Source organism: Haloferax litoreum, from assembly GCF_009674605.1.
GTDB lineage: Archaea > Halobacteriota > Halobacteria > Halobacteriales > Haloferacaceae > Haloferax > Haloferax litoreum.
This window is the reverse complement of record NZ_WKJO01000001.1, coordinates 199,050-219,951: the sequence shown is the minus strand read 5'-3', so window position 1 is coordinate 219,951 and position 20,902 is coordinate 199,050. Positions and strand designations below refer to the sequence as shown.

The 20,902-nt window shown below is 63.2% G+C and carries 25 protein-coding genes; 10 read left to right on the top strand and 15 right to left on the bottom strand.

Annotated elements, in window-relative coordinates; all coding sequences use genetic code 11:
• Positions 1–2: 2 nt before the first annotated feature.
• The gene (locus GJR96_RS17980; protein ID WP_191965789.1) at positions 3–149 is read left to right on the top strand and encodes a hypothetical protein; all 147 of its coding nucleotides are present in this window, start codon (positions 3–5) and stop codon (positions 147–149) included.
• A 43-nt stretch (positions 150–192) separates the two neighbouring features.
• Here the strand turns inward: GJR96_RS17980 and GJR96_RS01135 are convergent, their stop codons facing one another.
• Both GJR96_RS01135 and GJR96_RS01130 read right to left on the bottom strand, forming a co-directional pair.
• Positions 193–573: a Zn-ribbon domain-containing OB-fold protein gene (locus GJR96_RS01135; protein ID WP_151161221.1), complete on the bottom strand. Its 381-nt coding sequence runs from the start codon at positions 571–573 to the stop codon at positions 193–195.
• Positions 573–1,739 carry a thiolase domain-containing protein gene (locus GJR96_RS01130; RefSeq protein ID WP_151161219.1) on the bottom strand — a complete coding sequence of 389 codons (1,167 nt, stop codon included), beginning with the start codon at positions 1,737–1,739 and terminating at the stop codon, positions 573–575. Before GJR96_RS01130 ends, GJR96_RS01135 begins: the two co-directional genes overlap by 1 nt.
• A 135-nt stretch (positions 1,740–1,874) precedes the next feature.
• Between GJR96_RS01130 and GJR96_RS01125 the strand changes: the two genes are divergently transcribed.
• Positions 1,875–3,182 (top strand): M28 family peptidase, encoded by a 1,308-nt coding sequence (locus GJR96_RS01125; protein ID WP_151161217.1) that lies wholly within the window; start codon positions 1,875–1,877, stop codon positions 3,180–3,182.
• Between the two features lie 123 nt (positions 3,183–3,305).
• The gene (locus GJR96_RS01120; RefSeq protein ID WP_151163853.1) at positions 3,306–4,031 is read left to right on the top strand and encodes an NAD(+)/NADH kinase; all 726 of its coding nucleotides are present in this window, start codon (positions 3,306–3,308) and stop codon (positions 4,029–4,031) included.
• 209 nt (positions 4,032–4,240) lie between these two features.
• On the opposite strand, the gene GJR96_RS01115 is transcribed toward GJR96_RS01120, so the two are convergent.
• The 8 genes from GJR96_RS01115 to GJR96_RS01080 form a co-directional block, all read right to left on the bottom strand.
• A complete protein-coding gene (locus tag GJR96_RS01115; RefSeq protein WP_151161215.1) occupies positions 4,241–4,681 on the bottom strand; it encodes a DUF7313 family protein in 441 nt (146 codons plus the stop codon).
• A 133-nt stretch (positions 4,682–4,814) separates the two neighbouring features.
• Positions 4,815–5,096, bottom strand: coding sequence for a DUF7314 family protein (locus tag GJR96_RS01110; RefSeq protein WP_058572790.1), 282 nt, complete (start codon positions 5,094–5,096; stop codon positions 4,815–4,817).
• On the bottom strand, positions 5,089–5,478 hold the full coding sequence (locus tag GJR96_RS01105) for a DUF7315 family membrane protein (RefSeq protein ID WP_151161213.1): 390 nt from the start codon (positions 5,476–5,478) through the stop codon (positions 5,089–5,091). Before GJR96_RS01105 ends, GJR96_RS01110 begins: the two co-directional genes overlap by 8 nt.
• A 39-nt stretch (positions 5,479–5,517) precedes the next feature.
• Positions 5,518–6,282 (bottom strand): cytochrome bc complex cytochrome b subunit, encoded by a 765-nt coding sequence (locus GJR96_RS01100; protein ID WP_151161211.1) that lies wholly within the window; start codon positions 6,280–6,282, stop codon positions 5,518–5,520.
• Between the two features lie 10 nt (positions 6,283–6,292).
• Positions 6,293–7,087: a cytochrome b gene (locus tag GJR96_RS01095; protein WP_058572792.1), complete on the bottom strand. Its 795-nt coding sequence runs from the start codon at positions 7,085–7,087 to the stop codon at positions 6,293–6,295.
• A gap of 3 nt (positions 7,088–7,090) precedes the next feature.
• Positions 7,091–7,477: a DUF7318 family protein gene (locus GJR96_RS01090; RefSeq protein WP_151161209.1), complete on the bottom strand. Its 387-nt coding sequence runs from the start codon at positions 7,475–7,477 to the stop codon at positions 7,091–7,093.
• Positions 7,477–8,130, bottom strand: a complete 654-nt coding sequence (locus GJR96_RS01085; protein ID WP_151161207.1) for a halocyanin domain-containing protein — start codon at positions 8,128–8,130, stop codon at positions 7,477–7,479. The genes GJR96_RS01090 and GJR96_RS01085 overlap by 1 nt, the downstream gene beginning before the upstream one ends.
• Before the next feature lie 84 nt (positions 8,131–8,214).
• A complete protein-coding gene (locus tag GJR96_RS01080) occupies positions 8,215–9,048 on the bottom strand; it encodes a DUF7319 domain-containing protein (RefSeq protein ID WP_151161205.1) in 834 nt (277 codons plus the stop codon).
• Positions 9,049–9,227: 179 nt separating this feature from the next.
• Here GJR96_RS01080 and GJR96_RS01075 point away from each other — a divergent pair, with 179 nt between their 5' ends.
• Positions 9,228–9,710 carry a DUF7321 family protein gene (locus GJR96_RS01075; RefSeq protein WP_151161203.1) on the top strand — a complete coding sequence of 161 codons (483 nt, stop codon included), beginning with the start codon at positions 9,228–9,230 and terminating at the stop codon, positions 9,708–9,710.
• A gap of 18 nt (positions 9,711–9,728) precedes the next feature.
• On the opposite strand, the gene nth is transcribed toward GJR96_RS01075, so the two are convergent.
• Positions 9,729–10,412 (bottom strand): endonuclease III, encoded by a 684-nt coding sequence (gene nth / locus GJR96_RS01070; RefSeq protein WP_151161201.1) that lies wholly within the window; start codon positions 10,410–10,412, stop codon positions 9,729–9,731.
• A gap of 136 nt (positions 10,413–10,548) precedes the next feature.
• Here nth and GJR96_RS18370 point away from each other — a divergent pair, with 136 nt between their 5' ends.
• The gene (locus GJR96_RS18370; protein WP_255471227.1) at positions 10,549–10,683 is read left to right on the top strand and encodes a hypothetical protein; all 135 of its coding nucleotides are present in this window, start codon (positions 10,549–10,551) and stop codon (positions 10,681–10,683) included.
• Between the two features lie 54 nt (positions 10,684–10,737).
• Here GJR96_RS18370 and pan1 read toward each other — a convergent pair whose 3' ends face one another.
• Complete coding sequence (gene pan1, locus GJR96_RS01065; protein WP_151161199.1) at positions 10,738–11,955, bottom strand: proteasome-activating nucleotidase Pan1; 1,218 nt, start codon at positions 11,953–11,955, stop codon at positions 10,738–10,740.
• A gap of 172 nt (positions 11,956–12,127) precedes the next feature.
• Between pan1 and GJR96_RS01060 the strand changes: the two genes are divergently transcribed.
• Genes GJR96_RS01060 through rad50 form a run of 4 tightly spaced genes read left to right on the top strand, consistent with a single transcriptional unit; the run spans position 12,128 to position 16,825 of the window.
• Complete coding sequence (locus GJR96_RS01060; protein WP_151161198.1) at positions 12,128–12,397, top strand: helix-turn-helix domain-containing protein; 270 nt, start codon at positions 12,128–12,130, stop codon at positions 12,395–12,397.
• Between the two features lie 26 nt (positions 12,398–12,423).
• Positions 12,424–12,831, top strand: a complete 408-nt coding sequence (locus tag GJR96_RS01055) for a hypothetical protein (RefSeq protein ID WP_151161196.1) — start codon at positions 12,424–12,426, stop codon at positions 12,829–12,831.
• The gene (gene mre11 / locus GJR96_RS01050; RefSeq protein ID WP_151161194.1) at positions 12,828–14,147 is read left to right on the top strand and encodes a DNA double-strand break repair protein Mre11; all 1,320 of its coding nucleotides are present in this window, start codon (positions 12,828–12,830) and stop codon (positions 14,145–14,147) included. The genes GJR96_RS01055 and mre11 overlap by 4 nt, the downstream gene beginning before the upstream one ends.
• Positions 14,144–16,825 (top strand): DNA double-strand break repair ATPase Rad50, encoded by a 2,682-nt coding sequence (rad50, locus tag GJR96_RS01045; protein ID WP_151161192.1) that lies wholly within the window; start codon positions 14,144–14,146, stop codon positions 16,823–16,825. The genes mre11 and rad50 overlap by 4 nt, the downstream gene beginning before the upstream one ends.
• 19 nt (positions 16,826–16,844) lie before the next feature.
• On the opposite strand, the gene GJR96_RS01040 is transcribed toward rad50, so the two are convergent.
• Genes GJR96_RS01040 through GJR96_RS01030 form a run of 3 tightly spaced genes read right to left on the bottom strand, consistent with a single transcriptional unit; the run spans position 16,845 to position 18,057 of the window.
• Positions 16,845–17,273: a DUF7346 family protein gene (locus tag GJR96_RS01040; RefSeq protein ID WP_151161190.1), complete on the bottom strand. Its 429-nt coding sequence runs from the start codon at positions 17,271–17,273 to the stop codon at positions 16,845–16,847.
• Positions 17,274–17,298: 25 nt separating this feature from the next.
• Complete coding sequence (locus GJR96_RS01035; protein WP_151161188.1) at positions 17,299–17,823, bottom strand: DUF7322 domain-containing protein; 525 nt, start codon at positions 17,821–17,823, stop codon at positions 17,299–17,301.
• A gap of 48 nt (positions 17,824–17,871) precedes the next feature.
• On the bottom strand, positions 17,872–18,057 hold the full coding sequence (locus tag GJR96_RS01030; RefSeq protein ID WP_151161186.1) for a DUF7331 family protein: 186 nt from the start codon (positions 18,055–18,057) through the stop codon (positions 17,872–17,874).
• Positions 18,058–18,162: 105 nt separating this feature from the next.
• Here GJR96_RS01030 and GJR96_RS01025 point away from each other — a divergent pair, with 105 nt between their 5' ends.
• Positions 18,163–20,859: a DNA-directed DNA polymerase gene (locus GJR96_RS01025; protein WP_151161184.1), complete on the top strand. Its 2,697-nt coding sequence runs from the start codon at positions 18,163–18,165 to the stop codon at positions 20,857–20,859.
• Positions 20,860–20,902: the final 43 nt, after the last annotated feature.

Genomic DNA, 20,902 nt, shown 5'->3' with positions numbered 1-20,902 from the left:
CCATGGTCGGAGGGGCGCTCGACGTGGTGTCGCTCTTCCTCTACGGGGCCATCGCGCTTCTCTCGGCCGGGTTCTGGCTGTGGGCTCTCGGGTCGTACGTCTACGGGTGGTCCTCGCCGGGTGAGGCCATCGAACGACACGAAAAGTGAGACGAAGTCGCCGAGTCACCGACGTCACCGCGTCGCGACGTGGCTATTCGTCGACCGGTCGGAACACGAGTACTTGTTCGCCAGTCGTCGCGTTCACGTCCACGTCGGGCGTGACTGCCATCCCGAGTTCGACGTCCGAGCGCGGCACGTCGCGGACGACACCCGTGAGTCTGACCGAACCGAACGACGCGATTGCTGTCACGTACGGTGCCTCGTCGGCGAAACTCGGCGCGGGGACGTGTACTTCGGTGAAGGTGACGATTTCTCCGGTCTCTGCGAGTGGCTCTTCGGTCAGTTCGTCAGACGCGCAGTGCGGACAGGAGCGCCGCGGTGGGAGCGACCCGTGGCCGTCGGGGCACGCGAGGTAGTATCCTTCTCCGTCGGCGATGGCGGCCACCCAGTCGTCGTAGCCTGCGTCTGCCATCAGTTCATCACCTCCAGTACGTGGACGACGGCACTCGCGACGGTCCCACCCGCGTTGTGAGTCACGCCGACACGGGCGTCAGGCACGGCGTCGCTGTTCGCGTGGTCGCCGCGGAGGAGTTTCGTCATCTCGACGACTTGCGCAGTACCAGTCGCGCCGACGGGGTGTCCCTTCGCTTTCAGCCCTCCTGAGAGGTTGACGGGGCGATCACCGTCGCGGGTGGTCTCACCGCGTGCGGCGGCACCGATGCCTTCGCCGGGTTCGTAGAAGCCGAGCGATTCGAGCGCCAGCACCTCGGCGATGGTGAAGCAGTCGTGGACTTCGGCGACGTCCACGTCGTCGGGGGTGATTGCGGCGTCCGCGTAGGCCATCTCCGCGGCTTTCGTCGCCGCCGGCGTCTGCGCGAGGTACTCGCGGTCCTGTAACGCGGCCTTGTCGCCGCCCTGACCAGACCCGGCGACGCGAACCGGTGCGTCGAGGCCGTTCTCGTCCGCGTAGTCGCCGCTGACGAGGACGACGGCGCTCGCACCGTCGGTGATTGGACAGGCGTCGTAGAGGGTGAGTGGGTCGGCCACGACGGGGCTTTCGAGTGCGTCTTCGACCGTAATCTCGCGGTGGAACTGCGCGTACTCGTTCGTCATCGCGTTGGCGTGGTTCTTCACCGCGATGTGTGCGAGGTCCTCGTTGTCGCCGCCGAACTCGTCGAAGTAGGCGCGGGCCATGAGGGCGTACGCACCGGGGAACGTGACGCCTGCACGGACTTCGAACAACTCGTCTGCCGCGATTGCGAGCGAACGCGTCACCTCGGAGGTTCCGAGGTTGTTCATCCGCTCCATGCCGCCGACGAGGACGACGTCGGCGCCGCCGCCTCGAATCGTCTGGACGGCCTGTCGGAAGGCGACACCCGCGGACGCACACGCAGACTCGTATCGAGTTGCTGGACAGTCGAGGCCTGCTGCCTCGGCGACCACTGGGCCTTGGTGGCCCTGCCCCTCGGCGAGTTCGCCCATGAAGTTCCCGTAGTGAACCTCGTCGTAGTCACCACGAGAGATTCCTGCTTCGTCGCGGGCGGCGAGCGCTGCCTCGGCAAACAGGTCGCGGCCCGTGCGCTCGGGGTATCTGCCGAACTTGGTCAGTCCGACCCCGGCGATTCGTACGTCGTTCATGGATTAAAGTACGTGATAGATGCCCCTTGAACCTGCCGTTCACACGTAAACGTGGGCCGCGAGAATTGCGCCGGCGGCCAGTTCCGAGGGCGCGGTCATCGCAATAATTACCCTCGGTCCGCGTGACCGCTGTGTATGACAGACTGGATTGGAGATACCTTCACGAGCGAGGTCGGATGGTCCCACCTCGAGACGCTCGTCGACATCGGCAACCGAATGGCCGGGTCGCCGGGCGAACGCGAGGCGATGGAAGTGACGCGTGACGCCCTCGAGTCAGTCGGGGCGCGCGACGCTCGTATCGACCCCTTCGAGATTCAAGGCTGGGAACGCGGCGACAGTACGATTATGGCGCACAACACGACGCAAGACTGTATCGCCCTCCCGCGTAGTCCTGCCGGGGCCGCCTCCGGCGAACTCGTCGACCTCGGATACGGTCTTCCGGAAGACTTCGACCGCGACCTCTCGGGGAAAGTCGTCGTCGTCTCGTCGACCGTTCCCGACCACTACGACCGGTTCATCCACCGTCGTGAGAAGTACTACTACGCCGTCGAATCCGGCGCGGAAGGATTCATCTTCGCGAACCACGTCCCCGGCCAACTCCCGCCGACGGGGAGCGTCGGTACCGCCGAGGCACCAATCGGTGACATCCCCGCTGTCGGAGTGAGCAAGGAAGTTGGTGCTCGCCTCGGCCGCCGATTCGAGGGCGAAGAGGTCACTCTCGAAGTCACCTGCGAGACCCCCGAGACCGACAGTGGCAACGTCCACGCAGAACTCGGTCCCGAGACGGACGACGAGGTGCTGGTGACGAGTCACCTCGACGCGCACGACATCGCAGAGGGTGCCATGGACAACGGCGCGGGGACCGCGATGGTGGTCGAACTCGCGCGAGCGCTCGCCGCCCGCGAAGACGAACTGGAGACGCGCGTTCGGTTCGTCTGCTTCGGTGCAGAAGAAGTCGGTCTCGTCGGGTCCGAACACGAAGCGGAGCGACTGGGCGCACACCGGGCGAACGTCAAGGCCATCGTCAACAACGACGGCGTCGTCGCCGGGCGAACGCTCCGACTGCACACGCACGGGTTCGACGAACTCGACGACGCCGCGAAGACCGTCGCCGACCGCTTCGACCACGATATCTCGACGATTCCGGAGCAACTCCCGCACAGCGACCACTGGCCGTTCGTTGCGTACGGCGTGCCCGCGTACATGGTCGGCAGCGAGAAGGAAGGACGGGGTCGCGGATGGGGCCACACCCACGCCGACACTATCGAGAAACTCGAGTCGCGGACGCTCCGCGAGCAAGCAATCTTGCTGACCGAACTGACGGTCGAACTCGCGCGCGCCGACCGTGAGATTCCGCACGCAGACCCGGCGGACATCGCCGCAGCGCTGGAATCCGAAGACCAGGCCGAGGGGATGAAAGTCACCGGCGACTGGCCGTTCTGAGACCGACACGGGAGACGCCCGACACCTCGTTCGGTCACCCGCTCGGACCGAACCACGAGGGCTTTTATTCGGGGAAGCGTAGCACGGGACGATGCTTTGGTGCCCCGTCGGAGGTGGACGACGCTGAGATTCGCAGTCGTCGGTGACGAGTCGGTCGGCACCACGATTCGTGACGCCGGTGCAGACGTCGTCTCGACGGTCGAATCTGCCGACGCCGTCGTCGCCGTCGGTGAGTCAGCACTCGCAGACACCGCACTCGACGTAGCAGTGGACTGTCCAGTCGTACCCGTAGACTGCGCGATGCCGTGGTCTACGCCGCACCGGACGCTCGACGACGCCATCGCCTCGATACTCGCGGGTGAGCGACACGTCGTCGACCACCCGATTCTCTCCATCTCAGTCGCGGGTGAGCACGCAGGGCGCGCACTGTTCGATACGATGCTCGTCACGAGCGAACCCGCACACATCTCGGAGTACGGCGTCGCACACGTTCGACAGGGGTCCGCGATTCGGTCCGACGCCGACTTGCTGGACGACGACAACTGGCTTCCGGTCGACGGGTTCCGCGCAGACGGCGTCGTCGTCGCGACGCCGCTCGGAAGCACCGGATACGCTCGCGCGGCAGGTGGGCCAGTCGTCGGTCCGGACGCCGGCGCTGCTATCGTCCCGGTGTCACCGTACGCGACCCAGACCGACACGTGGGTCTTCCAACCACCGCTTCGGCTCACAGTCGAACGCGACGACGCACCTGTCTCGCTCGTCGTCGACGACGGTGTCGTCCGCGACGTGCCGCCGTTCGAACCTGTCGTCGTCACCGTCGACGGGTCGGCGAAACTCCTGTTGGTGTGAGTCGACTCCCTAGATACTGCTGTTACTGAATCACTGCCGTTCCCGCTCGAAACAGTCCCAACTCTGTCGGGACACACCAGTCGAGAGCGCGACGCTTCGACTGATAGCTCTCTGTCGAACGTGCTCGGGACGACACGTGTCGCGTCCCTCGTGGTACTACCGAAAGGTATCGGAGACGGTACGGAGAAACGGAGTCCGTCGCGGCCGTCTCAGATAACGGCGTTCCAGACGTCCGCGACGAGGAAGAAGAGGCTCTGGTACGCGGCGTACAGGAGCACGAGCACCGACGCCGTGAGGCCACCGTTCGGCCGGTCGAGCGGACGGTCGTTCCGTGCTTCGACGTTACGCGCTTCGAACTCGAAGAAGTCGGTCAGGAACATCCCGACGACGAGGACGGTCATGACCATCCCACCGTGCGGTTCGACGAGCAGGTAGAGGAACGACACCAACACGAGGCCACCGGACGTGAAACTGTGTGGCAGGAAGCGCGAGAGTTCGTCTGCGCCGTCTTTCGCCTGCTTCACGTGCGAACGGTGCGCGAGGAAGCGCGTCGCGAAGTTCGCCAACACGAGCACGAGTATCGCGAACGGAATGACCGGTTCGACCGCCGCCAACTGGTCGAGTGGGACGAGGAACTGGAGTGGGTGCATACAGGAACCTGGGAGGGATACTCATTAGAGTTTTTCCAATCTGACGCGGCGTCGGTCAGTGGTGGCGGCCGCTATCGTGCGGGGCTTTTTATTTGTCCACCCGCGAAACGAGAAGAGAGAACGCGCTCGGTTCTTACTGCGCGTTGCGCCGCTCTTGGAGCGCGGACATTATCTGGTGGCCCGCCGGGATGAGGACCCAGAAGGTGAGCGCACCCAGGAGCGCGAACCAGAGGAACGCGTCCATCAGGGTGACGCCGATGATGTTGAAGATTCCCTCGGTCGCACCCGACGACAGTGGCTCGATGAGCTGCTTCGTGCTCTCGAAGCTGCTCGTCCGGTACCACGACGCGAGCACCATCCACGCGAGACCGGAACCGGTCAGGATGCCCAGCCCCTTGATGAATTCGTCAGCCATTGTTCGAATCTTCGCCGGAGTCCTCTTGAGACTTTCCCATTCCGCGAGCGCGGAATCTCGTTCCGAGTGTGTACACGACGGCACCGAACGCGATGGTCGTCAGGCCGACGATAGCCAGTCCCGTACTCAGGAGTCCATCCGCCACGCCGACGCCGATGGCGGCGAGGATATTCGAGAGAACCGCACGTAGTGCGCTCACCTGCAGTGTCGCGGCGTCGAGGAAGACGAATCCGAGGACGACACTGACGACTGCGATGAGCGTCGAGAAGACGGTAATCGTCTTGTAGAGGCGCATGGGAACGACGATGTCGCGGCGGCCACGACGGCCACGTCTCGACTCGCCGGGGTCGCCAGCACCACTGGTCGCGTCGCTATCTGTCATTGGCTACGATAAGAAGGGACGATTGGTAGTGGTTCCGCTCTACTTCGGCGGGCGAAGCCGGTAGTAGCGGCGGTTGAGGTTGTACATGTAGCCCTCACTCATCGTCTTGAGCACCGCGTAGGTGACGGTTCCGAAGACGATGGGGAGCAGGAACGTCAGGTCGAACAGCAGGTCGACGTTCATGGGCATGAGGTTCTTGACTGCCAGCAGCGAGATGGTCATTGCGAAGACCACGCCAGCAATACCCACTGCCGCCCAGAACGGTTGCTCGACGGGACGCCGTGCAGACCCCTTGTTGAGGAAGGGGACGATGGCGATGAAGCCGACGACCACGCCGTTTGCGAGCACACCGTAGGTCCGGTCGGCCATAATCTTCTGGCCGCCGAGGATGGCGAGTTCGGGGTTCAGCGGGTTCAGCTTGAGCAGGCCGAACGACCAGTAGAGGTACCAGTCGGGCAGGATGATGGCCGGCGTACTCGATGGGTTCGCCGGCGGGCCGATGTGCGGTGGCATCGTCGCCGAGAGGAACAGAATCATCCCGACGAAGAACGACGCGATTGAGAGGTTCCGAACGGTCTCGTGCGGCCACGTCGGGAACGCGAGCACGTCGCGCTCGACGTAATCAGACTCCGTACGGAGGTCCTGGTCTTCACGACGGGCACGCTCGAAGTACTCGTAGGTGAGCCGGGACAGCCCCGTCTTGCGAGCCTTGCGCTCGCTCCACGTGGGCGTCTCGTTGTCCGGGGCCACGATGCCCGTGCCGTCGGTGCGAATCTCCTCGTTTTCGGGTTCGTTGTCGCTCATGTGTGTCACCTCAGTGTGGCTCCGCGATGCCCTGCACCCACACGATACCGATGTGAATCGCGATGAGTGTCGTCACGACGAACGGGAGCAGGAACACGTGGATGATGTACATGCGCTGGAGCGTCGCCTGACTCAGCGTGAAGCCGCCGAACAGGAGCTGTGCCACCCACTCACCGGCGAGGGGCACGGACAGCGACATCTCGACGCCGATCTGACCGGCCCAGAAGGCGAGCTGGTCCCACGGGAGCAGGTATCCCGTGTACCCGAACACCATCGTCAGGCTGATCAGCACGATGCCGAGGAGCCAGTTCAGCTCGCGGGGTTCCTTGTACGACCCCGTGAAGTAGACACGGAGCATGTGCAGGAACACTGCCGCGACCATGACCTGTGCCGCCCAACGGTGGACGGACCGGAGCATGAAGCCGAACTGCAGGTCGCGCATGATGAACTCGATACTGTTGTACGCCGTCGTCGGGTCGCCAGTCGTCGCGGGGGAGTAGTAGAACCCGAGGAGGGCACCACTAATCGCCGCGACGACGTACGCGAGCGTCGAGAACAAGCCAAGCGTGTACAGGGGGTACCAGTACCAGAACTTGTTGTCGAGGTTGTATTGCTCGGTGTGGCTCTTCGGCATCTGGAGGTTCACTCGGTAGTAGAGCGTCTCCAGAAGCTCGAGGTAGTCGACGATGCGGAGTCGCTTATCCAGCCAGATGAGGGTGGTGAGGAAGGTGGCCTCGATAGGTGTGAGGTCCTTCTTCTTCATCCAGGCTTTGTGGTCGTGTTCTTCTTTGCGTTCGAGACTCATGGTTTATCGCTTGTAGTAGGGGTACACCGCGCGCTTGACCTGTTCCCACGCGCCGTCACCGAGCGTGACACCGTCGACGTCCTCCTCGCGGACGTAGAGGTCTTCCCACTTGCGACGCCGTTTCTTGACGATCATGACGTCTGGGAGGAACTCCTTGCGGTACAGTGCGAGGATGAACGCGAGGTCCACGAAGATGACGGCGAGGATGCCACCGAGGAACATGTTACCCGTGTCCGTCAGGCCCCACCCGGAGACGAATCCGTAGGTGAAGAGGAACACGAACACGACTTCGATAATCGTCAAGAGGACGATTGCGATGGCCGCCGCAGTGCTCTCGCGTGCCGGTTCGTATCGGTGAATATCGCCGTATGTGCTGCCGGTCGAGGACATTATTCGCCACCTCCGGTGTTACCCGTATTTGGGGACTCGCCGTACTTCAAGATGAAGAACGTGTAGATGACGGTGACGATGATACCGAGGATGGTCGCCGCGCCGACCCAGTGAGCCTGAATCGGAACGCCGAGTTCCTCGAGTTCCTTTTCGCCGCCGCCGCCACCGACTTCGACTGTCGCCACGTCGCCGCCGACCGCGACTGCGCCGAGCATACCGAGCGCCTTGTGGGGCTCACAGAAGTATTTGTTAATGCCCGCGTCGCCCTCTTCGAAGGTATACTCGTAGGTCGTACCAGCTTCGGCGACTGCGGCACCGGAGTCGAGACCCGCTGGTCCCTCTTCCATCTTGACGTTGTGGCCGCCGCCTTCACCAGTCCATTCCCACGTCACAGTCGTACCGGGGTCGACCCAGATGCCGGCCGGGGCGAACGCCAGATTGCCACCGTTGCCGGAGGCACCAACTTCGATGGTCACTTCGCTCTGGCCGCGGAGGTCTTCGTAGCCTCCGTCGACGCCGTCGAGCCAACCGCCGAAGTCAGGTTGAACCTGCGCGCCACCGCCGCCTTCCTGCGCAGCGGCGGCGGTCCCGGCGGCAGCGGTCGCGGCGGCTGCTGCACCGCCGGCCGTTCGGAGAAACTCCCGCCTTTTCATACGGTCGTTGGTCAGGATGGGATGCGCTTAAACCCACCGACTATGCCCTCACGGAAGGGGATTAGCGCGGTCCGACGAGGGCTGTTACGAGCCCTCAGAACTGAGGGGTTCACCGTCTGGCCCCTCGACCAATGGCTGGGCATCTGCGTTGCCGTCGAACGACGGGACGAACGACGGGCGTTCGCCGTCTTCGACGCCAATCGCACGGAGTCGGTCGCGGTACTCTTCGGACCGGAAGCGGTCCGAGAGACGAGCGTTCGCCACCGTGACGAAGAGAAAGAGACCGATGAGGAGGAAGACCACGCCGACGACCGGCGCGACGATAGACTGGACTTCTGGGACGATAACCCACGCACCGATGAGTGCGAGGCCGCCGAGCAACTGACCGAACGCGACGATTTGGAGCATCCGGTTGCCGAAGTCACCTGTCCCCTGGACGACTTCGTCGGGGCCGGGGAGGCGGACGTTCGCCGGTGCCTGATTCACCTCGAAGTCGTCCATCGAACAGAGGGCGACGGTGGGTTTCACGTCGCGGAGGACGGTCCCTTCTCCTTCGACGCTCCCGTCCGGGTAGACGACGGCGTACCCTTCGTCTGAGTACGCGAGGATACGTGGCTCACCGTTTTCGGTGACGCGTTCGAGGACAGCGAACACTTCGCGGATTGCGACCCGGTATCGGAGTTCCTCTTCGACACGGTCGAGGAGTTCTTCGCCGACGACCCACGAGTCCGGGTCGAAGGCTGCTTCCCACTCTTCGACGCTCATCTTCGCCATGTCCGCCGGGCCGAAGTTCTCGAAGTCGTACTTCTCTTCGACCTCCCGGCGAAGGGCTTCGAGTTCGTCCTCGGACACCGCATCGTCGGCACCCGCGTCCGGCGACGCTCGGTCGTCGGCCGGTGCGGAAGACGAATCTGCCATCGTCGGGAGTAGGACCTTGGGCGGTAAACGTGTTCCGACCCCGCGTCGCGTGCGAGAAGCCGTTTCGACGGCCGACCGCCCGGTATACTGTGGTCGGTCACCGTGCGTCACTGGTCCAGCGCTCGAACGACCGTCAGTGCATCGGTTCCTTTAGGCCACCCGCGTGCTAACGCCGGGCGATGGCAGACGAGACGACCTTCGCCACGCTCGCCGCGGTCACCGTCACGGCCAGTCTTCCGTTTTACCTCTACGGGGCGTGGATAATGATAGACGCCGAGACGGTGTCGTGGGAGGTTCTCGTCTACCACCTGAAGGTCATCTTCCCGGGCCTCGTGTTGAACACGGTCCCGGTCGTCACGTGGATGCTGCCGCGACTGCTCCAGCAGTTGAACGGTCTGAGTGCGCTCCACGCCATCCTTGGCCTACAAGCGTACGCGATGCTCGTGTTCGCGCTCACCGGCATCGTCCGTATCTTTGAGGCGAAGTGGAAGGCGGACCTCTACCACAACCCGGACCAGGACATCTCACTCGACGACCTCCACGAGAACATGAGTGCGTGGCGTGGTCGCCTCCGAATCGGCGTCTTCGGGTACGTCATCTTCTGGTTCCTCGCGTGGGTACTCGGAGTCTACCGATACGTCACTGGGTACCTGTTTGTCTGAGGTCTTCGCTCGTTCCTCTTACCACTCGTCGCCGCTGGCGAGGTCCACGTCGTGTTCGAGTTTCGACGACGGACAGATGTCTTCGAGCACGCACGCGTCGCAGTCGGGGTTGCGCGCGTCGCAGACGGCGCGGCCGTGACTGATGAACAGGTGGGTGAACTGCTGCCAGTCCGTCTCGGGGACGACCGGCACCAGGTCTTCTTCGATTCGCTCGGGGTACTCTTCTTCCGTCAGGCCGAGTCGCCGCGAGAGTCGCTGAACGTGCGTGTCGACGACGATACCCTCGACGATGTCGTGTCCGTGTTGGAGGACGACGTTCGCAGTCTTTCGGCCGACACCCGCGAGGTCGGTCAGTTCGGACATCGTGTCAGGGACCGCTCCGTCGTGCTTTTCGATGATGTCCGCGCACGCGCTTCGGATGTACTTCGCCTTGTTGTTGTAGTAGGTGATGGAGTTGATGTCCTCGGCCAACTCCTCTTGGTCGGCGTTCGCGTAGTCCTCGGCGGAGTCGTACTTCGCGAACAACTCGGCTGTGACCGTGTTGACGCGCTCGTCGGTACACTGTGCAGAGAGCATGACCGCGATGAGGAGTTCGAGACGGTTCGAGTAGGAGAGCGAGATGGTCGTATCGGGGTACTCCTCGTAGAGTCGGTCGAGGACCTCTTCGGCTTGCGCCGGTCGCGTGTCGAGTGGCGTGCCCATACGTCTGGGTGCGACCCAGTCGGTTTCAGTCGTTCGGGTTGCGGCGAGTGAGTTCGACTGTTCGTCCTGTCGTCCATCGGTTCGACGCGACAGCGCAGACCAACGATTTATCATCTACGACCGTGAGCAGTCCAGTATGTCTGCTCTCGAACTCCCCGGTCGACGTGAATCGTGGGTGACCGCCGTCGCGACGCTCACTGGATACGGTATCATCCTCGGTGCGATGTTCGTCGCCCTGTTCGTCCTGCCGTACCTCGCAGTCGCAGCGTAGTCACTCGGAACGCGGTCACCGAAAAAGAACGATTTTCGAACGCGAACCGCCGAGTTAGGCGAACGCGCGCGAGACGTCGTCTGCGCTCTCTGCTTCTTGCTGAATCTTCTCCCACGCGTCGACGAAGTCCTGCATGAATATCTCCGTGCGGTCGTCGCGGATGGCGAACATCCCGGCCTCGGTACAGATGGCCTTGATGTCGGCACCGGACGCCTCTTCGGCGAGTTCGGCGAGTTCCTCGAAGTCCACGTCGTCGGAGACGTTCATCTTCCGGGTGTGGATTTGGAAGATAATCTCGCGGCCGTCTTCGTTCGGCTTGGGCACCTCGATGAGGCGGTCGAACCGGCCGGGACGCAGAATCGCGGGGTCGAGCATGTCGAAGCGGTTAGTCGCCGCGATGAGGCGGATGTTCCCGCGTTCGTCGAAGCCGTCCATCTCCGCGAGGAGTTGCATCATCGTCCGCTGGACCTCGGCGTCGCCGGAGGTCTTCGAGTCCGTCCGCTTGGACGCGATGGCGTCGATTTCGTCGATGAAGATGACGGCGGGTTCGTTCTCGCGCGCAACCTCGAAGAGGTCGCGGACGAGTTTCGCACCCTCACCGATGAACTTGTGCACCAGTTCGGACCCGGCCATCTTGATGAACGAGGCGTTCGTCTGGTTGGCGACGGCCTTCGCGAGCATCGTCTTCCCGGTGCCCGGCGGGCCGTACAGAAGCACGCCTGCCGGCGGGTCGATACCCACTTTCTCGAACATCTCGGGGCGGTCGAGCGGCATCTCGACCGTCTCGCGGACTTCTTGCATCTGCTCTTCGAGTCCACCGATATCCTCGTAGGTCACATCGGGGCTGTGCTCGACTTGCATGACGCGTGCCCGGACGTCCGTCTCCTTGTCGAGTCGCTTTACGATAGACAGAGAGTTGTTCACAGCGACACGCGCGTCAGGTTCTAACTCCTCGCGCATCTCGTCAGTCACCTCGGTGAGGGCCTCTTGGTTGTTACCATGCTGCTTGATGATGACCCCCTCGTCGGTGATTTCCTGAACCGTCGCAACGAAGAGCGGCGACTGCTTGAGCTTCTTGTTTTCGTGCGTCAGACGCTCGAGCTTCTGTTGGTACTTGTTGTTCTCAGCGTTAGCATCGAGGAGTTTGTCGCGCATCTCCTCGTTTTGCGTTTCGAGAACTTCGAGCCGCTCTTGAAGGGCGGTGATCTTCTCCTGCTGCGACGCCGTATCCTTGTCGTACGGAAGGTCGACGTCGTCCACAGTGTCGGTCATCAGGCGGGATAGGGCACAGGCTCATAAGAGGCTTCGGGTGTGTGTGGGATTCGCCGGGTATGAGGCGTCTCTCTACTGAGATGACGAGTCTGACGTGTGTCACACATATTCCCGAAAGTAATAAAATTGGATAGTAAATATTATCTAATAGCATTCCCTGAACTCAGATACGATGAGCACCACGGAAGCGGTCGAACGAGAGTCCGACCCCCAAACCGAAGATAGATGGGCCGCAGTTCGCGACATGCCCCCGAGCGCGAAGCTAGTCGCCAAGATACTCGACTACGAGGACACGCTCACGCAGAGCGAAATCGCCGAGGAGTCGCTCCTCCCGCCGCGGACGGTTCGGTACGCACTCTCGCGACTCGAAGACGAAGGCGCAGTCGACTCTCGGTTTTCGTTCTCTGACGCGCGCAAGCGTCTCTACACGCTCAACATTTAATTACGAAGACGGGGCCACCCGGGTGTATGCCCGGTACCGACCCCGCCCCCGGACCTGACCCTGCCGCTGTCGGCCGCGCACTCGCGGCCCTCGCCGACCCCGACGAGTCTTCGGACCAGCACGCCTTCGTAGACGTCATCGCCGACGCCAGCGACGCGTTTTCCGATATCACGACCGCTGCACGCTTTCTCGACGCAGGCGGAGACGTGCGACTTCGACGTGCCGTCGGTGCCGCCACCCGTGAAGACCATCATAGCGCGCGCGAAGGCCACAGGTTGCTCCGTGACCTGACCCGACTCCGCGCGTCGCTCGACGCACTCGACACGTTGCCATCGGGGACGAGTTCCGAGTCGCCTGCGCGACGCGACGGCGACCACTTTCACTCCGGTCGCACAACCGTTTTCAGCGGTGGTGTCGAATCACCGGACAGATGACACGGGTGATACACACCGGCGACACCCATATCGGGTACCAGCAGTACCATTCGCCGGAGCGCCGTCAGGACTTCCTCGACGCCTTCGAACAGGTCGTCGCGGACGCCATCTCGGAGGAGGTGGACGCCGTCGTCCACGCGGGCGACCTCTACCACGACCGACGCCCCGAGCTTCCGGACCTCCTCGGGACGCTCGCCGCGCTCCGTCGCCTCGACGATGCAGGGATTCCGTTCCTCGCCATCGTCGGGAACCACGAATCGACGCGCGGGGGGCAGTGGTTGGACCTCTTCGAGCGTCTCGGACTCGCGACGCGCCTCGGGAGCGACCCCTACGTCCTCGGCGACGTGGCCTTCTACGGACTCGACCACGTCCCGCGTTCCCGCCGCGACGAACTCGACTATCAGTACACGCCGCACGACCAGTCCCACGCCGTTCTCGTCGGTCACGGCCTCTTCACGCCGTTCGCACACGCCGACTGGGAGACCGAGACCATCCTCGACGCGACGAACGTCGACTTCGACGCGATGCTCCTCGGTGACAACCACGTCCCGGACCAGGTGACTCTCGACGGTACGTGGGTGACCTACTGCGGGTCCACCGAGCGCGCGAGCGCGAGCGAACGCGACCCACGCGGGTACAATCTCGTCACGTTCGGCGCTGACGAAGTAGACATCCGTCGCCGAACACTCGAAACGCGGCCGTTCCGCTTCATCGACGTGGCGCTCTCGGGCGACGAAGGTATCGAACGCGTCCGACAGCGCATCAGGGAGTTCGACCTCGAAGACGCCGTGGTCATCGTCGACCTGACCGGTGAGGGTGAGTCGGTCACGCCCGCCGCAGTCGAGTCATTCGCCGTCGAGCAGGGGGCACTCGTCGCTCGCGTCAACGACCGCCGCGAGATAGACACCGAGGCAGACCTGAACGTCGACGTGTCCTTCGCGGACCCCGACGACGCAGTCCGCGACACGGTCCGCGAGATGGGACTCTCCAGCGCCGCCCTCGACGTGGACGAGACGGTACGGGCGAGCAAAGTCGCCGATTCGAACGTCCGCGACGAGGTCCGCGAACGCGTCGCCTCGCTCCTCGACGACGACCCCACCGCGTTCGTCGCGGCGGAGAACGAGTCTGATGCCGATGCGGAAGCGGTCACTGCGTCGGAGACGGCGGGTACCGAGTCGGAGACTGTTGCGAGCGAAGCGGAGACGGCAGAGACCCAACCGGAGACGGCAGAGACCCAACCGGAGACGAGCGACGATTCGACGGACGAACCAGCACCCGAACCGTCCAAAGACAGTTCACTGGGTGATTTCGCGTGAGGTTCACCCACGTCGCCCTCCGGAACTTCAAACCGTACGACGACGCCGAACTCGACTTGCGCGACGGTGTCACCGTCATCCACGGCGTCAACGGGAGCGGGAAGTCGTCGCTCCTCGAAGCGTGCTTCTTCGCACTCTACGGGTCGAAAGCCCTCTCCGGCACGCTCGAAGACGTCGTGACCACCGGCGAGGACGACGCCGAAATCGAACTCGAATTCGTTCACGACGGCGGAACCTACCGAATCGAACGTCGCATCCGCGTATCGGGTGACCGCGCGACCACCGCGAAGTGTGTCCTCGAAGGCCCCGACGGGACTGTCGAAGGGGCGCGCGACGTCCGACGACACGTCGCGTCGCTCCTCCGCATGGACGCCGAGGCGTTCGTCAACTGCGCGTACGTGCAGCAAGGAGAGGTCAACAAACTCATCAACGCCTCGCCGGCCCAGCGGCAGGACATGATAGACGACCTCCTCCAACTCGGAAAACTCGAACTGTACCGAGAACGGGCCGGAAACGCCCGGTTAGGGGTCGAAGACGTGCTGACGAGCAAGCGAAGCGTCCTCGACGACATGGAGTCGCAAATCGCGGCCAAAGAGGACGAAGACCTCCACGCGCGACTCAACGCGCTCGAATCCTCGCTCGCCGAGGTTGACGAGAAGGTATCGAACTACGAGGCGCAACGCGACAAAGCGAAGTCGACGCTCGACGCGGCGCAATCGGCCCTCGACGAACACGCCGAGAAGCGAGAGCGACTCGCCGAAGTCGAATCCGCTATCGAGGAACTCCAGTCGAAAGTCTCGGAAGACGAAGCGCAACGCGACAGACTCACCGAACGAATCCGCGAACTCGATGCGAAACTCGACGAACTCGACGACGACATCGAGTCGGCGGTGGCGGAGACCGAACTCGACGAGGCGAGCGAAGATGCAATCGACGCCCGACGGGACACGCTGGCCGAGCGAGAGTCCGAGATTCGTGAGGAACTATCCGAATCTCGGCAGCGAGCGCAGGCACTTCGGACGCAGGCCGAACGCCTCGAAGAACGTGCGACCGACCTCGAATCCCGCGCGAATGAGAAACGGAAGGCGGCGGGCGCAGACGAAGACGCGGCAGACGAGGCGGAAGCCGAACTCGAATCCTTCCGCGAGAAACGGGCGGACATCGAGTCCTCGCTGGACGACATCGACGAGCAGTTCGCCGATGCTCCCGTCGAACGCGGGTCTGCGGCATCCCTCTTCGACGAGCGGCGCAGTGAGCGTTCAGCGGCCCGCGAATCGCTCGCGGAGACCGAGACCGAACTGAAAAATGCCCGCGAACGACTCGCCGAAGCAACGGAACTCCGTGACGCCGGCAAATGTCCAGAGTGTGGCCAACCGGTCGAGGGGTCGCCCCACGTGGACGCAATCGACGACCGTGAGGCCGACGTCGAGTCGCTCGAAGCCGAGCGAGACGAACTCGAATCGGCAGTCGAGTCCCTCGACACCGCTGTCGAGGCGGCCGAACGACTCGTAGAACTCGAGACTCGCGCCGACTCGCTGACCGACTCGTTGTCCCACCTCGACGACCGTATCGAGGACCGCGAGAAGACGCTCGAGTCGCGCCGCGAGGCCGCCTCCGAGAAACGGGAGACGGCAGACGAACTCGACGCGGAGGCGTCCGAGAAGCGTGAGGCGGCGACGACGCAAGCAGACCGCGCCGAGACGGTCGAAGCGACGGTCGAAGACCTCGAGACGGACCTCGACGCCCTCGAAACTCGCCGCGAACGACTGGACCGCGTCGAGTCACTCGTCGAGACGCGCGCCGACACTGTCGACACGCAAGATCGACTCCGAGAGCGGCGCGAAACGCTCGCCGAAGTCAACGACGAGCGCCGCGAGCACCTCACAGAACGACGGAACAGACGCGCCGAACTCCGGGAGGCAGTCGACGAAGCGGCGGTCGAGTCGGCCAAGCAGCGCAAACAGAACGCCGAAGAGTACCTCGAGAAGGTCGAAACGGAGGTCCTCCCCAAACTCCGCGACCAGCGCGACGACCTCCAGAGCCAAATCGGCGGGGTGCAGTCGGACCTCGAACGACTCGACGAACTCCGCGAACGCCGTGACGCACTGGCCGAACGAGTCGACGCGCTCGAGTCGCTCCACGACGAAGTGTCCACGCTCGAATCGACCTACGGCGACCTCCGCGCGGACCTCCGCCAGCGGAACGTCGAGGTGCTCGAACGGATGCTCAACGAGACGTTCGACCTCGTCTACGCCAACGACGCGTACTCGCGCATCCGACTCGACGGCGAGTACGGACTGACCGTCTTCCAAAAAGACGGAACAGCGCTCGACCCAGAGCAGTTGTCCGGTGGGGAACGCGCGTTGTTCAACCTCAGCCTCCGGTGTGCAATCTACCGCCTCCTCGCCGAGGGTATCGACGGTGCTGCGCCACTGCCACCGCTCATCCTCGACGAACCGACTGTGTTCCTCGACACCGGTCACGTCTCACGATTGGTCGACCTCGTCGAAGACATGCAGTCACGCGGCGTCAAACAGATACTCATCGTCAGCCACGACGACGAACTCGTCGGCGCGGCAGACGACCTGGTCCGCGTGGAGAAGAACCCGACGACGAATCGCTCGACGGTCGAGCGGACCGACACACCGGACATCACGAGCGTCCTCGCCGACGACTGAGGCGCTCGACGGCCGACTTCTACTCGCTCGCACGCAGGCGTTCGACACCGTCTCGTGCGGTTGCTGTCGCCTCGTACCCTCGCTCGCCGTAGACCGTCGTCTCTTCGACGAGGCCAGCGATTCGAAATTCGGTCAGGAGGCCGTGCAAGTCGCTCTCGCAGAGGTCGTACGAATCGAGCACCTCGACGACTGGAAGCGGACCGCGGTCTACGAGGTCCACGAGTAGGCCAAGTCCGCGCTCGGTCGGTGTCGCGACGAGAATCGTTCGGACCGACTCGGGGACGGCGCGCGCCGCGGTTTCGAGCGGTGACTCGCCGCCGACATCTTCGAGTTCGTCGTTGGAGACGTAGCGTTCTTCGCCGGTCTTGGGGTCGCGGACGCGACTGCTCTCGCTGGAGCGTTTGACGAGCAGATACGTTCGGCCGTCTGACCCGCGGACGGTGCGCATGGTCGGGCGAAGGCGTCGGCGACTGTTAGCGGTTGCGCTCGCCCCGGTCGGCGTCGTCGTCGGACGACGCGTTGCTGTCTTCGTCGTCGGACGCCCAGTCTGTCTCCTTGTACTCTTGGTACATGTAGTAGACACGCACGAGTGCGCCGATTCCGAGGAGGGTCACGCCCCCGCCAATCAGCACTTGCCCACGGAAGTAGACGAGCATCGGGCCGAGTGCGAGACCGGCGAGGCCGATGTTGGCGAGGACGACACTCGCCCAGAATATTCGAGACACTTCAGGGTCGACGTCGGCGGAGAACCCCGAAACGTCGTCGTCCCGAAAGTCGCCGACTAGACCAGAGTCGGGGTCCTCACCGGGGACGCTGACGTGCGGGATGTTCGGGAGGTCATTCTCGGGATTCCCCCATCGCGACTCGGGGTCACTCCACCGCTTTACGCGGTCGGTCGGGGACGCAACGTCGTGCGCGGAACGCTCTGCGTTCTGCTCGCGTTCAGGAGACGAGTCTGTCGTCTCCGATTCGTCGCCGCGTCGCTCGTCGTCCGTCACGCTCGCGTCCAGACGCCGTGCCGAGAAAAAGAGTCCGCTTCGGCCGAGTTAGGCGCAGTCGTCGAGGCGCATCGATTCTGTCGCCTCGACCCATGCAAGTGGGTTCTCCGCGTCATAGAACACCACGCCCCCGTCGATATCGTAGGATTCGATCGTCTCGGCTCCTGTCGGACCAGTCGGTCCAGTGCCGTCGATCGTGCCGTCCCACCGTTCGGGTGCTGCGTGGTCGGTCATATCGTGTGTCACTGAATGTCACACACTGATATATGTCTTTCCGTAATTCGAATGGGGGGTCGCTGAAACGCCGGGGTTTTTAGCCGCGCCGCCGAAGCCAAGAGCATGACGCAGACGGGTTTGAGCGACTTCGGGGGACACGACGCCGACGGCGGAGGCGACGCGCGGCCAGACGGTGAGGCCGCCATCGTCGCCGGAGACGCCGCCCAGCACGTCTCCGACGTCATCGACACGGACGAGGTGCGCTTTCCCGACCCAGACGGGACAGTCGAACTGGCCGTCACACAGGTCGACTACACCATCGAGGGGGCAGGGCGCGACGAGTATCCGGTGCTCCACGTCTTCGGTCGGACGGCGGACGACGAACCTGAACACGTCCGCATCCTCGGATTCGAACCGTACTTCTACGCACCGACGGCCAGCCTCGACGACGAGGTACTCGACAAGGACGTCATCACGCGCACGGAAGATGGATTCGAGAGTATCCGCGGCGAGGAACTGACGAGAATCCACACGCGGACGCCCCGCGACGTCGGACAAATCCGCGACGAGTTCGACCACTACGAGGCGGACATCCTCTTCCCGAATCGTCTCCTCATCGACAAGGACATCAAAGACGGCGTTCGCGTCCCCGACCGCCGTCTCGACGACGGGACGATTCAGATTCCCCATCAGGAACTCGAACCCACGTCTGTCGACGCGAGTCTCCGGGTGAACACCTTCGACATCGAAGTCAACGACAGAAACGGCTTCCCCGAAGACGGTGAAGAACCAATCATCTGTCTCACGTCGCACGACTCCTACCGTGACGAGTACATCGTCTGGCACGCCGTCGCCCCCGACGGCGAGGGGAAGCGACCCGACGCGCTTCCGAACTACGAGTTCCTCCACGAGGGCGCGTCGGTTGAGGTTCGAACCTTCGAGGAAGAACCGGCGATGCTCGACGCCTTCCTCGCGTACATCGAAGAGACGAACCCCGACGTGCTCACCGGGTGGAACTTCGAGGACTTCGACGCACCGTACTTCCTCGACAGACTCGACGTGCTGAACCCGTCGACGGACTACGAACTCGACGCAGACCGGATGTCACGCCTCGGTGAAGTGTGGCGAAGTAACTGGGGTGGCCCGGACATCAAGGGTCGCGTCGTCTTCGACCTACTGTACGCCTACAAGCGAACGCAGTTCACGGAACTCGAATCGTACCGACTCGACGCAGTCGGCGAACTCGAACTCGACGTCGGCAAAGAACGCTACTCGGGAGACATCGGAGACCTGTGGGAACAAGACCCCGAGCGCTTGTTGGAGTACAACCTTCGTGACGTGGAGTTGTGTGTCGAAATCGACCGCAAACAGGACATCGTCGCCTTCTGGGACGAGGTGCGGACGTTCGTCGGGTGTAAACTCGAAGACGCGCCGACGCCGGGCGACACCGTCGACATCTACGTCCTCCACAAGGTCCACGGCGAGTTCGCACTTCCCTCGAAGGGTCAACAGGAGTCGGAAGACTACGAGGGCGGTGCCGTCTTCGACCCCATCACGGGTGTCAAAGAGAACGTCACAGTCCTCGACTTGAAGTCGCTGTACCCGATGTGCATGGTGACCATCAACGCCTCGCCGGAGACCAAAGTCGACCCAGACAACTACGACGGCGAGATGTTCCACGCACCCAACGGGACCCACTTCCGACAGGAACCCGACGGCATGATTCGGGAGATGGTCGACGAACTCCTCGCCGAGCGTGAAGAGAAGAAGTCGCTCCGGAACCAACACGAACCCGGGTCCTCGGCGTACGAGCAGTTCGACCGCCAGCAGGCGGCAGTGAAGGTCATCATGAACTCGCTGTACGGCGTGCTGGGATGGGACCGCTTCCGTCTGTACGACAAGGAGATGGGCGCGGCGGTGACGGCCACGGGCCGCGAAGTCATCGAGTTCACGGAGCAAGCGGCGAACGAAATCGGCTACGACGTCGCCTACGGTGACACCGACTCTGTCATGCTTGAACTCGGCCCCGACGTGTCGAAAGACGAGGCCATCGAGCAGTCGTTCGAGATTGAAGAACACATCAACGCCGCCTACGACGACTTCGCGAGAGAGGCACTCGGTGCCGACGAGCACCGCTTCCAAATCGAGTTCGAGAAACTCTACCGGCGGTTCTTCCAGGCGGGGAAGAAGAAGCGCTACGCCGGTCACATCGTCTGGAAAGAAGGGAAAGACGTCGACGACATCGACATCACGGGGTTCGAGTACAAGCGCTCGGACATCGCGCAGGTGACCAAGGAAGTCCAGAAGAACGTCATCGACATGATTGTCCACGGTGAGGACACGGACGTCATCAAAGACTACCTCCACGACATCATCACCGACTTCCAGTCCGGCGACCTGCCACTCGAAGAAATCGGTATCCCCGGTGGTATCGGCAAGCGTCTGTCGGCCTACGAGACACCAACGGCGCACGTTCGAGGTGCGCAGTACGCGAACACCTTCCTCGGGACGAACTTCGGCCGGGGGTCGAAACCGAAGCGTGTCTACCTCGCGAAGGTCCACCCGTCGTGGTTCCGCGACATGGAAGCAGATGGGTTCGACCCGCAGATGGACGACCTGTACCGCGCGTTCAAACGCGACCCAGACGTCATCTGTTTCGAGTACGCCGACCAGGTTCCCGAAGAGTTCGAAGTCGACTGGGACACGATGCTCGACAAGACGCTCGAAGGGCCGATTTCGCGCATCATCGAGGCACTGGGGATGTCCTGGGACGAGGTCAAAAGCGGCCAAGAACAGACTGGTCTCGGCAGTTTCGTCTGAGAACCGCGACGAGACCGCCAACGTAACCATACGTGGTTACGCG